Source organism: Microbulbifer pacificus (assembly GCF_033723955.1).
Taxonomy (GTDB): Bacteria; Pseudomonadota; Gammaproteobacteria; order Pseudomonadales; family Cellvibrionaceae; genus Microbulbifer; species Microbulbifer pacificus.
Genome location: NZ_CP137555.1, coordinates 1 through 12,870, shown reverse-complemented (window position 1 = coordinate 12,870; position 12,870 = coordinate 1). Strand labels below are relative to the sequence as shown.

The window sequence follows — 12,870 nt, the reverse complement described above, 5'->3', positions numbered from 1 at the left end:
TGGGCTCAGGTCAGTGTCAGAGTTCAGACGCGACCAGGTCGGCGGCTTCGCCCTCACCACCGGGTTTGCCATCGGCACCCAGGCTGAGCAGGTCATAGGGGCCAGAACTGCCGGGGCTGATGTACTGGTACTGGTTGCCCCAGGGGTCTTTCGGAGCCTTCTTCAGGTAGGGCTCGGTCCAGTTCTTGGCTTCTGGAAAACCGGAAGGTTTACTCACCAGAGCTTCCAGCCCCTGGTCAGAACTCGGGTAAACGAAATTGTCCATACGGTACATATCCAACGCGGTGGAGATGGCACGCAGATCCACAGTGGCAGCCTTGACCCGTGCCTCGCCGGTGCGGCCCATAATGTTCGGCACCACAAGTGCACCCAGCACACCAAGAATCACGATCACCACCATGATCTCGATCAGGGTAAAGCCCCCGCTCTTACGCATGTTTCTCATTTTTCACCTCTTACTTTAAGCGATTGTGCGGCCAGCAAGCTTCGTACTTTGCCGCATTGTTCATCTATTGAACAGGTCTGGCGGTGGTCACACCACCAACTGATTCATGCTCATGATGGGCATCATGATGGCCATCACGATAAACAGCACGATTCCAGCCATTACCAGCAACATGATTGGCTCAAACAGACTGACAAAGGCGGTGACCGCACCCTGCAGATCCCGCTCCTGGTTCTCCGCCGCCCGCACCAGCATCTGATCAAGGGTCCCGGAGGACTCGCCGCTGGCAATCATGTAGGTCATCATCGGCGGGAAGTATTCCACATCTTCTAGTGCCCGCCGCAGACTACCGCCCTCACGCACGAATTTCTGCGCAACCTGCAGCCGCTCTTTCAAATAGTCATTTCCCATAACGCCACTGGCGATGCCCATGGCCTGTACCAATGGCACACTGCTCCCGGTAAGGATGGCCAGCGTACCCACGTAACGCGCACTCTGGCCCCCGCGCACCAGCCAGCCAATGACCGGCATATCGAGCAGCCGGTGGTGGAAGCGATAGCGGAATCCAGGCTGGCGCAACAGGAGAATCCAGCACACCACCAACAGCACGATTGCCGGTGGAATGATCCAGCCCCAGGCGGAAATAAAGTCGCTGATGGAGACAAGAATACGGGTGGCGAGGGGTAACTGCTGGCCGGTACCGGTGAACACTTCGATCACGTCCGGCACCACGTATACCATCAGACCGGTCACTACCAGCACACAGATGACCACCAGCACCAGCGGGTAAATCAGCGCCAGCTGTACCTTTTGGCGGAACACCTGCTGGTTCTCGGTGTAATCACCCAGGCGTTCGAGCACATCGTCCAGATGCCCGGAGTGCTCGCCCGCCTCTACGGTGGCACGGTAGAGCTTGGGGAATGCACGGGGGAAACTGCCCAGCGCCTGCGCAAAACTGTGCCCTTCCAGTACCTTGGCACGTACCGCGAGCACGATGCGTCGTACCTTCTGGTTGCGGCTCTGGTTGGCGATGGCGCCGAGGGTTTCTTCAAGGGGAATACCGGCACGTAATAGCGTGGCAATCTGCCGCGTCAGTAGCGCCAGCGCCTTGATACCGAGACCCGGACTGCCGGAAAGCAAATTGCCAGATGAGGTGGCGGCAGTGGATTCTACCGCCGGAGTCACTTCCAGCGGGATAAGACCTTTAGCCCGCAACTGCTGACGCGCCGCTTTTGCGCTGTCCGCCTCGAGCGTACCGCGATTTTTACGTCCGCCATTATTGAGGGCGGTGTACTCGAATGCACCCATCTCAGGACTCCTGGGTTACCCGCAGTACTTCTTCCAGTGAAGTGATTCCCGCCAGCACCTTTGCCATGCCGTCGTCGCGAATGCTCGGCCCCAGTTTGCGGGCTTCCTGAACCAGCGAACTTTCAGAGGCGCGATCGTGGATCATCTGCCGCAGTCTCTCATTTACCGGCACCAGCTCATAGATGCCAACGCGACCGAGATAACCGCTGTGGTTACATTTTTCGCAGCCACCGGGGCGGTGGATGGTGGCACGAGCCCCCTCCTCCAGTCCCAGCATACGGCACTCGAAGGCGTCCGCTTCGTGAGGCTGGCGGCACTCCGGACAGAGCACCCGCACCAACCGCTGTGCCAGCACACCGATGATACTGGACGACAACAGGAAGGGTTCAATCCCCATATCCACAAGACGGGTAACCGCGCCGAGTGCGGTGTTCGTGTGCAGCGTGGACAGCACCAGGTGACCGGTCAAACTCGCCTGAATGGCGATCTGCATGGTTTCCAGGTCGCGAATCTCCCCCACCATCACCACATCCGGATCCTGACGCAGGATGGCACGCAGACCGCGGGCGAACGTCATATCCGCCTTGGTGTTTACCTGGGTCTGGCCGACGCCCTCCAGGTTGTACTCCACCGGATCTTCCACCGTGAGGATATTCTTCTCACGGTTATTGATGCTGGCGAGGCCTGCGTAAAGGGTGGTGGTTTTACCGGAACCGGTAGGGCCGGTCACCAGCAGGATACCGTGGGGCCGCCCCAGCAGATCCATCATGACCTTGAGATCGCGCTCGGACATACCGAGATTGCGCATGTCCATCTTGCCGGCCTGCTTGTCCAGCAGACGCATCACCACACGCTCGCCGGCGGAAGACGGCATGGTGGATACCCGCACATCCACTTCGCGCCCGCCCATCAGCAGCGAAATCCGGCCGTCCTGGGGTACGCGCTTTTCGGCGATATCCAGCTTTGCCATAACCTTGATACGCGACACCAATAGCGGTGCCAGCGCACGGCGCGGCTGCAGCACTTCGCGCAGCACACCGTCCACCCGAAAGCGCACCACAAGGCGCTTTTCGAAGGTTTCGATATGGATATCCGAAGCCCCCTGCTTCAGGGACTCGGCAAAAATGGCATTGATCAGTTTGACGATGGGCGCGTCGTCTTCCTGCTCCAGCAGGTCTTCGGTTTCCGGCAGCGAATCGGCCACCGCGGCCAGATCCAGATCCTCACCGAGGCTTTCCACGTCGGAAAGATTGCCACCCTCGCGGTTTTCATACTGCCGTTGCAGGGATTGCTGGAAGCTACCCTGATCCACCGCGGCAATACCCAGCGGCAGCTCGCACAACCGCTGTACCTCAGCCAGTACAGAGGGATTCAGCGGCGCCACATATTGCAGCACCGGCGTGCCCTCCACTTCCGCCAGCAGCACCTGATGGCGCTTGGCGAAGGCGTAAGGCAGACGTTTTACCGCTAGCACCGTCATTATTTGAAGTCCTCAGGCTCCAAAGGCGGCACTTCTTCCTGCTGCTCATAGATCGCGGCTGGCGGCAGCAGATCCGGCAGGACCTCACCGCGGTTCCAGTCCCAGACACGACTGGTGTTGTCGCGCAGCTGGAGTTGTTTCTCCTGCATGTCGCGGTAGCGGCGGCGGGTTTCCTCGTAACCTGCGACCTGATTGCTCAGGATGCGCGGGCGCAGGAATACCATCAGGTTGGTTTTGTCGACGGATTTGTCCGAGTTGCGGAACAGGCGGCCGATCCCCGGGATATCGCCGAGCAGCGGTACCTTCTGATTGATTTCGGTGACCTTGTCTTCGATCAAACCGCCCAGCACCAGAATGGCGCCATCGTCGATCAGCACCTTGGTACGGATTTCGCGCTTGCTGGTGATGATATCCGCAGCCTGCCCGGTGACTGGCAAAACGTTCTCGACCTTCTGCTCGATCTCAAGGGTAACGGAGTTGTTGTTGTTGACCCGCGGCGTGACCTTCAGGGTGGTACCCACGTCCTGACGCTGAATGGTGGTGAAAGGATCGTTATTGCTGCCAGACAGCAATTGCTCGCCGGTGATGAACGGCACGTTCTGGCCGACGAGAATTTCCGCCTCCTCGTTATCCAGCGCCATGATGGTGGGCGTGGACAGGATATTGGCGTTGTTCTCACTGGCCATGGCGTTGATCGCTACCCGCACGTCTGTGCCGGTAAGGAATCCGAGATTGAGACCCGAGCGCGCAAGGTTCAGCGGAGAGAGGGAAAACGGGTTGTATTCAGAGAGCACATTGCCGTCATCGTCGATGATCGGTGTTTCCGCAAAATCATTTTCAAAACCGGCAAATACATCGTCGTTGTTACCGGCAATCCATTTGACACCCAGCTTGTTACCGGTGCCTTCGGTTACCTCAACAATAATTGCTTCAATCAGGACCTGGGCACGGCGCACGTCCAGCTTGGCAATGACACCCTTCATGGTTTCCAGCAGCGACGGCGGCGCAGTGAGAACCAGCGCGTTCAGCTCTTCGTTGACCTGAATGCTCACCTCGACGTCCGCAACCTGCTGGTCCTTTTCCGTCTTCTGGATGCTGCCACTCATACCCTCGAGGATCGGCTTCAGATCCGCGGCGCTGGCATACTGCACGTAAACCACGGCGGTGTTGCCTTCACCGGAGAGCGGCTGGTCCAGACGCTCGATGACCTTTTTCAGCTGCTGGCGCACAACCGGGTCGCCGGTCAGCAGGATCGCATTGGAGCGCTCGTCTACGGCAATACGCAGTGGCTGGACATCACTGCCCGCCTGCTTGCCGCCGCCTTGCAGCAATTCGTTGATCACCTGTTTGACCTCTTTGGCAGAGGCGAACTCCAGCGGTACCAGTTCGATATCGATGGCTCCGGCGCGATCGAGCTGCTTGATCAGACGCACGATCTGCTCAATGTTCGCTGCGCGATCGGCCACGATCAGGGTGTTGGTATCCGCATAGGCGGCCAGGTGGCCGGTCTGGGGGATAAGGGGGCGCAGCATGGCGATCAGCTGCGCTGCAGAAATGTTCTCGATTTTTACGGTGCGCACCACGAGCGCTTCGCCCGGTGCGCGAGTCAGGTCATCCACCACCGGGATCGCCTGCTGCTTGGCGAGCGCATCCGGCACCACCTTCCAGGCATCGCCCTGCTCCACCAGGCTGAAACCGTTGACCTGCAGCACCGACATGAACACGTCAAATGCCTGCTCATGGGTCATCGGGTCACCGGCAACGACGGTCACCTTACCCTTTACGTTGGGGTGGACAATGATGTTTTTGCCGGTGAAGTCCGCCGCCCAATTGATCAGGTCGCGGATATCGGCGTTATCCAGTGAAAGCGTTACCCGCTCGGGCACGCCACGCACCCTTTCCGCGGACGTCTGAGCCAGCACCGAAAACGACAACAAAAAACTCAGGGCGACTGGTACCAGTCGTCGGTGAAACACGCGAATCATTATAAATCTGGCTCTAATTCTTATCTGTTCAGTTGTAATGGTCTTGAAAGTCGCACCCGATCCCCCTCGGGCGCCTTAAGCCGGCTCAGTTCGCAGATCGCGCCCCCTGCCGGTCTCGCGCCATTTCACGCAACTGCTCAAGGCGTTCGCGAATTGACTGTTGCTTGTCCGTCCGGTCAGACGCCGCATTGGCACTGATGACCTCAGCGGCCTGTTGTGCGTAACTGGCGTACTGTTTTGGCACTGCAGGACGTCCCTCAGCATCTGGATAGGTCAATTTTTCCATCTGCCCGTTGCGGCGAAGGATAATATGATCGACCTCTACAGAGTAGACTTCGGCGCCACCAGGCAGCTTGTGCCCTACGTAAACACGCTCTGCAGGCTTACCGCGCTCGGATACCAGAGCACTGGCGCGATCATTGACGCTGCTACTGAGCACGCCGGAAAGTACCAGATTCAACTGCGTAATGGGAATGTTGGCGAGGTCAATTTCGGGCGCAGCTTCGGTTTTTACCGCGGCAACACCGAAAAAAGCGGTGGCCGGCAGAGAAACCGCTGTATTAGTGCCGACACTGCGGGTGCTGCGCTCCGCGAGCAAGCCGCTATCGGTATCAGACGGAACGGCGAGATGCCCATAGGCCAGCAGATTCACCGCAAACCAGCCGCCGATGACCCCGGCAGTCGCCAACAGACTGCGTTTTGCCGTGTTGCCCCCCACTGTGGCGGAGGAACCCTGCAGAGCGGATGTTATTGTGCGCTTCACTAAAGACATGACTAAACCCGCCTCTAATAGATGGCTGCCATACTACAGACAGCTCTTATTCTTTATTGGGCGCCTATTCTCGGGGCTTGAACCGAGAAAGGCAACGTTACCGCCCACATAAGAACAAAACTTAACCACTTCCAAACTATTGCAGCACAAGCCCCAATACTTCGCATCAATAAAAAAGGCGGCTTGCGCCGCCCTTCCACTGATCCCAGTATATTTCTTACCGGTTACAGTTTTGTTTCAAGCTCAGGTACCGCATCAAACAGATCCGCTACCAGGCCGTAGTCCGCCACGGAGAAGATGGGCGCTTCTTCATCCTTGTTGATGGCTACGATCACTTTGGAGTCCTTCATACCTGCCAGGTGCTGGATGGCACCGGAAATACCGACTGCAATATACAGATCCGGGGCAACGATCTTGCCGGTCTGACCCACCTGCATGTCGTTGGGTACGAAGCCGGCATCAACCGCAGCGCGGGATGCGCCAACCGCTGCACCCAGCTTATCGGCAACCTTGTACAGCAGTTCAAAGTTGTCGCCGTTCTGCATACCGCGACCACCAGAAATGACCACGCGCGCGGCAGTGAGTTCCGGACGGTCAGATTTCGCCAGCTCTTCGCCCACGAATTTGGAGAGGCCGGCGTCATCAACAATGCTCACCTGCTCCACTGCCGCACTGCCACCTTCGGCCGCTACCGGGTCAAACGCGGTAGTACGCACAGACGCCACCTTGATGGCGTCAGAGCTCTGAACAGTCGCAATCACGTTACCGGCATAGATCGGACGCTTGAACGTATCCGGGCTTTCCACCGCGATGATGTCGGACAGCGGCTGCACATCCAGCAGGGCCGCCGCGCGCGGCAGCATGTTCTTGCCTGTGGTCGTGGCCGGAGCGAGTACATGGCTGTAGTTCTTGCCCAGGTCCGCAACCAGCTTGGCGACATTTTCTGCCAGCTGGTGTTCGTAAGCGGCGCTGTCCGCCACCAGAACCTTGCTCACGCCGTCCGCCTTGGCCGCAGCTTCAGCTACTGCGCCGCAACCGCTACCGGCAACCAGCACGTCGATATCACCACCAATGGCCTTGGCCGCAGCGATAGTATTCAGAGTTGCGCCTTTCAGCTCGGCGTTATCGTGCTCTGCAATTACAAGAATGCTCATCAGATTACTTTCGCCTCGCTTTTCAGTTTTTCCACCAGTTCTGCCACATCGGCAACCTTGATGCCTGCCTGACGCTCGGCCGGCGGCTCGACTTTCAGGGTTTTGGTGCGCGGGGCAATGTCCACACCCAGCTCATCCGGGGTGGTGGTATCAAGCGGCTTTTTCTTGGCCTTCATGATATTGGGGAGAGAGGCGTAACGCGGCTCGTTCAGGCGCAGGTCGGTGGTAACTACCGCGGGCAGCTTCAGCTCAACGGTCTGCAGGCCGCCGTCGACTTCACGGGTAACCTTGACTGACGCGTCTTCTACATTCACCTCGGAGGCAAAGGTGCCCTGCCCCATGCCGGTGAGCGCCGCCAGCATCTGGCCGGTCTGATTGTTGTCACCGTCGATGGATTGCTTGCCGAGAATTACCAACTGGGGTGCTTCTTTTTCCACCAGCGCGCTCAGGCACTTGGCCACCGCAAGCGGCTGGAGTTCGGCATCGGTCTCCACCAGGATACCGCGATCGGCACCCAGTGCCAGCGCAGTGCGAATCTGTTCCTGACACTGTTTTGGGCCCATGGAAACAGCGACGATCTCGCTGACCACACCCTTCTCTTTCAGGCGAACCGCTTCTTCAACCGCGATTTCGCAGAAGGGGTTGATGGACATCTTCACATTAGCGATATCCACATCCGAACCGTCCGCCTTGGGGCGGACTTTCACGTTGTAATCCACAACGCGTTTCACAGCTACAAGAACTTTCATGAAAATCCCGTCTCAGTAGTCTACTTGGAAGTTGCGAGCCGGCAGCCATCACAGCGCTGACGCAACATGGGTAACTCGGGCAGCCTCCCGGCCGAGTACTTGGCGGCCCAGCCTATCCCGCCCGAAGCGGAAGAAATCAGGCACCTGCGGGCCCCCCGCAAGTTCAAACAGTTGTTTGAGCGGCGTGTATGTTGGCCCTTTCAAAAGGCAAAATCAATAGTTGAATACTAAGCCTAGCAGCCATTCACAAGATCAATTTCAGGCCATAATTCAGGCATATTTTCATGACCGAAACGCCCCGGATTGCACTGCTTTTGCCAGCGGATTTGAAAAATCCTGCAATTGGTAGGGTTGTTCGATGCTCTATATAATGCATCGGTTTAAAAAGCGCCTGCCATAATTCGGCGGCTGAATAACTACATATGCTGAGGAGTGACCTGTGGAACGCGAGTCAATGGAATACGACGTAGTGATCGTGGGCGCCGGCCCCGCCGGACTTGCCGCCGCGTGCAAACTGCGTCAGATCAACGAAGACATTTCCGTTTGCGTAGTGGAAAAAGGCTCCGAGGTGGGCGCGCACATCCTGTCAGGCGCCGTGTTTGAACCGACCGCCCTGAACGAACTCTTCCCGGACTGGAAAGAACGCGGCGCGCCACTGGAAACCGCCGTAAAGGGCGACGATATCTACGTACTGCGCGGCCCTGATTCATCCCTCAAAGTCCCCAATGCACTGGTGCCGAGCACCATGCACAACGAGGGCAACTACATCATCAGCCTCGGCAACCTGTGCCGCTGGCTGGCTGAACAGGCAGAAGCACTGGGCGTTGAAATCTTCCCGGGCTTTGCCGCTGCTGAAGTTTTGTACAACGACGACGGCTCAGTGAAAGGTATTGCCACCGGTGACATGGGCGTCGGCGCAAATGGCGAGCAAAAAGACAGCTACATGCCCGGCATGGAGCTGCACGCCAAATACACCCTGTTTGCCGAAGGTTGCCGCGGCCACTTGGGCAAGCAGCTGATCGCCAAGTTCTCTCTGGATGCCAACCGCGATCCCCAACACTACGGTATTGGCATCAAGGAAATCTGGAAAGTCGACAGCGCGAAACACCAGCAGGGCCTGGTAGTGCACACTGCCGGCTGGCCGCTGGATGAATCCGGCTCTGCCGGTGGTGGCTTCCTCTATCACCTGGAAGACAACCAGGTAGTGGTCGGCCTGATCACCGACCTCTCCTACAGCAACCCGCACGTGAGCCCGTTTGACGAATTCCAGCGCTACAAGCACCACCCGGTGATCAAGCAGTACCTGGAAGGCGGCCAGCGCATTGCCTACGGTGCGCGCGCCATCGTCAAGGGCGGCCTGCAGTCACAGCCGAAGATGACCTTCCCAGGCGGCCTGCTGATCGGCGACGACGCCGGCACCCTGAACTTTGCCAAGATCAAGGGCAACCACACCGCGATGAAGTCTGGCATGCTGGCCGCGGAATCCGTAGCCGAAGCACTGGCGGCTGAACGCGGAAGCGACGAGCTCACCGATTACAGCGAGCGCTACAAAAACAGCTGGGCCTGGAAAGAGCTGCACATGCAGCGCAACTTCGGTCCCGCGCAGCACAAGTGGGGCAACATCATCGGCTCCGCCTATGCCTTCATCGACATCAACCTGTTCAAGGGCAAGCTGCCCTGGACCCTGAGCGACAGCAAGGCGGATCACGCCCAGCTGAAGCCAGCCGCTGACTGCAAAAAAATCAATTATCCGAAGCCGGATGGCAAACTGAGCTTCGACAAGCTCTCCTCGGTGTTTATTTCCAACACCAACCACGAGGAAGACCAGCCCTGTCACCTGACCTTAAAGGACAGTGACATCCCGCTAAACCACAACCTGCCGATCTACGACGAACCCGCTCAGCGCTACTGCCCTGCCGGTGTATACGAAGTGATTGAAGAAGCCGGCAGCAAGCGCTTCCAGATCAATGCGCAGAACTGCGTACACTGCAAAACCTGCGATATCAAAGATCCCACCCAGAATATTATTTGGGTGGCTCCGGAGGGCGGCGGCGGCCCCAACTACCCCAACATGTAAATTACTGAAGCAGTCAGTTTTTCAGGGCACCAATGGTGCCCTTTTTTATGCCCAATCTTTATCACCGGATTCAGAGCCGGGTGACAGACCAATAAAAAAGCCAGGTACCTTACCGGCACCTGGCTTATCAAGCAATCCCTGTTGGTGTAGAACTTCCAGGAATGTTCTTAATATTTTTAGAATTGGTATTGCGCACTCAGAGCGAAAGTCTGACCGGGCTTTTCTTCAAACACGATCACACCAGCGCGCTCGATTTCAATGGCCTCATCCAGCAGATTCTGCATCTTCGCCTTGATGGTAATTTCCGACGTCGGATACCAGGAGTAAGTCAGATCCAGCGAGTGGAACGGCTGCTCGTACGCATCCGGCGCGCCATTACGGCCTGCCAGGTACAGACGATCACCAAACACGTTATAACCCAGGGTGGCGGAATGGTTGCCATCCGGTGAATCGAAGCCAATCAGCATGTTCACCACATAATCGGAGGCACCGGTCATCTCGCGAATCGGATTGGTTGGCGCGTCGGCTTCGGTACCTGCTACCAGCTCGGTTTCCTGCACAGTCAGGTTGCCCTGCAGGAAGAAGTTATCCATGAATTCACCCATAAAGCCGAGCGTCTTCAGACCCTCGATTTCAATACCAGTGATTTCTCCGGATTCCGCGTTGATGATTTCACGCGCTACGTTGGTATCACTGGAAGCCAATTCGAAGAACTCGATCGGGTCCATGATGTCCTTGTAGTAAGCGGAAACCGTCAGGTTATCGCCATTGTCAAAGAACCACTCAGCGCGAATATCAAAGTTGGTGATCTCAGACGGACGCGCGTTGGGGTTACCCTTGATCTGCTCGTCGGTGATCGGATCGATGTAGATCGCGTCGGTAATTTCGCGCAGGTCAGGACGAACGGAAGTCTTACTGGCACCAAAGCGCAGTTGGAAGGTTTCCGCCCACAGGGAGCCCATGTAGGTCAGGGACAGCGACGGGTACACCGCATCTTCTACATAAGTGGCTTCACGCAGCTCTTCCGGATCGTTGGTGATCTGCGGGTCGTCCAAAGTGAAACCGTAGGGGTTCCAGTCCAGCGCAACCTGGTTGTACTCTTCCCAGCGGGCGCCGGCAGACACGCGCCAAGTCTCGTTCAGCGTCCAATCCACCTTACCGAAAGCAGCGTCGGTAAGGGTTGCTGCGATGTAGCTCTGGTTGTCGGAACCCGCACGATCGAACACGTAGTTATTGTCGGTACTGGTGATTTGCTCATCGCTAAACACTTCGTCCAGGCTGCCACCGAGAGAGCTGGAATCCCCGACAGTCAGGGCACCCAGACGGAATTCAGTCTGCTTGTACCAACGCCCTTTTTCAGTACGCGCGTAGCCACCGCTCAACTCGAGTGTGGAGCTTGAGAATTCAAGCGGCAGAGTAGCACTCCAGCCGTAGTTGATAACCTGATCTTCCAGCTCGGTAAAACGGAACGCAGAGCTGTTAACACCGGTGCTCACCGCAGAGGAGACCACTTCTCCACTGGCATTGGTGGTGGTGTCGGCCAGAATGCTCACTTCGTTGGGGATATCGGTTTGCGCGGTTGCATCGGAGTAGAACCAATCAACCACGAGGTCATCCGGAGTCCAGTTCAGCAGACCGCCTGGTACCAATGCCTTACTGGCAGGCCCCATTTGATGGCTGCCTTTCACCTGGTTCAGCATCAGGTCACGCTCTTCATACTTGAGCGTGTATTCACGAAATCCGCGACCATCGGATACTTCACGGTTTTCGTTAAAGTAGTCACGGATAGACGCATCGTCATCAGTGTTGCGCAGATACAGGCTGGTGAACATCACTTCCTGCTCGTCGGCGTAACGGATACCGAGGTTCACGTTCGCGCTCAAATCCACGGAATTAGTGGAAGTGTTCTCGGTATCGATGCGCTCTTCCGGAGACCCGTAAGAACGCTTGATGGTTTCCTCTTCACGCCAGCGATTCTTGTAAGAACCGCCCGCCAGGAAACCCACTTCCCAGTCGTCGTTCAGGACAAAACTGTTGCCGACGCTCGCCTTTACATCCATATCGGGTTTGCTGGACTCTTCTTCCAGGTTCACATCACGATTCAGATTCAACGCCAAGTCACGGTTGACCTGCTGGGCTGCGGCGATCGCTTCGGAGGCAGAACCATAAACATTACCTTCGGCCTCGAGAACCTTGCGAATATCCTGGACACCGAGACGGCCCTTAAAGCGCTGCAGCGCTGCTTGCAGTTCCGCCGGCATTGCGCGGGTACCATCATCGGTGCCCAGACTGTCGTCACCACCGCCGCTATAGGTGAGTACGTCGCCGTCCGTTTCGGTATTCATACCGCTACCCAGCTCGATGGAATAGGTCAGCGAGTCCGGGATACTCTTGGTGCGGATATCAACATTACCGCCACCAAAAGTGGCTGCCTGATCGGCAGAGTAGGATTTTTGTACCGCCAGAGAATCGACTACAGAAGTCGGAAAAATATCCAGCGGAATCACGTTCCGGGTCAAATCCGGTGAAGGTACCGTGGCACCGTTCAGGGTAGTACTGGAGTAACGCTCACCGAGACCGCGGACATATACGAATTTGTCGTTGACCAGAGACAGGCCCGATACCCGGCGCAAAGCTGCAGCAACGGTAGAATCGCCCACGCGGCCAATCATTTCGGAACCGAGAATATCGGTTACCACTTCTTCATCCAGACGCTCCATGACCAACGTTTCCGCAGAGTCTTTCAGGCGCCCTTGAACCATGACCTCTTCAATCTGCTGTGCTTGCGGGCCAGCGACGCTGTCCATCGCCACTTGCGCAAATACGTTAGGAGCAATGACGGAGGCCGTGGCGATAGCCAGTACCAGCGGCGCTCGTTGAAATTTTTCGTGCTTAATCAT

General features: G+C 57.1%; 9 protein-coding genes. 1 reads left to right on the top strand and 8 read right to left on the bottom strand.

From position 1 onward, the window contains the following. Positions 1-16: 16 nt before the first annotated feature. The 7 genes from gspG to R5R33_RS00015 form a co-directional block, all read right to left on the bottom strand. Positions 17-445, bottom strand: a complete 429-nt coding sequence (gene gspG, locus R5R33_RS00045) for a type II secretion system major pseudopilin GspG (protein ID WP_318954038.1) — start codon at positions 443-445, stop codon at positions 17-19. 87 nt (positions 446-532) lie between these two features. Further along, positions 533-1,753, bottom strand: coding sequence for a type II secretion system inner membrane protein GspF (gspF, locus tag R5R33_RS00040; RefSeq protein WP_318954037.1), 1,221 nt, complete (start codon positions 1,751-1,753; stop codon positions 533-535). Position 1,754: 1 nt separating this feature from the next. Next, a complete protein-coding gene (gene gspE, locus R5R33_RS00035) occupies positions 1,755-3,233 on the bottom strand; it encodes a type II secretion system ATPase GspE (RefSeq protein WP_318954036.1) in 1,479 nt (492 codons plus the stop codon). Then, complete coding sequence (gene gspD / locus R5R33_RS00030) at positions 3,233-5,218, bottom strand: type II secretion system secretin GspD (protein WP_318954035.1); 1,986 nt, start codon at positions 5,216-5,218, stop codon at positions 3,233-3,235. Before gspD ends, gspE begins: the two co-directional genes overlap by 1 nt. A gap of 85 nt (positions 5,219-5,303) precedes the next feature. Beyond that, a complete protein-coding gene (locus R5R33_RS00025; protein WP_318954034.1) occupies positions 5,304-5,990 on the bottom strand; it encodes a type II secretion system protein N in 687 nt (228 codons plus the stop codon). A 224-nt stretch (positions 5,991-6,214) separates the two neighbouring features. Then, the gene (locus R5R33_RS00020; RefSeq protein ID WP_318954033.1) at positions 6,215-7,144 is read right to left on the bottom strand and encodes an electron transfer flavoprotein subunit alpha/FixB family protein; all 930 of its coding nucleotides are present in this window, start codon (positions 7,142-7,144) and stop codon (positions 6,215-6,217) included. Beyond that, positions 7,144-7,893 carry an electron transfer flavoprotein subunit beta/FixA family protein gene (locus tag R5R33_RS00015; protein ID WP_318954032.1) on the bottom strand — a complete coding sequence of 250 codons (750 nt, stop codon included), beginning with the start codon at positions 7,891-7,893 and terminating at the stop codon, positions 7,144-7,146. Before R5R33_RS00015 ends, R5R33_RS00020 begins: the two co-directional genes overlap by 1 nt. 454 nt (positions 7,894-8,347) lie before the next feature. On the opposite strand from R5R33_RS00015, the gene R5R33_RS00010 reads away from it, so the two are divergent. Continuing rightward, a complete protein-coding gene (locus R5R33_RS00010; protein WP_318955756.1) occupies positions 8,348-9,970 on the top strand; it encodes an electron transfer flavoprotein-ubiquinone oxidoreductase in 1,623 nt (540 codons plus the stop codon). A gap of 176 nt (positions 9,971-10,146) precedes the next feature. Here the strand turns inward: R5R33_RS00010 and R5R33_RS00005 are convergent, their stop codons facing one another. Then, positions 10,147-12,870: a TonB-dependent receptor domain-containing protein gene (locus R5R33_RS00005; RefSeq protein WP_318954031.1), complete on the bottom strand. Its 2,724-nt coding sequence runs from the start codon at positions 12,868-12,870 to the stop codon at positions 10,147-10,149.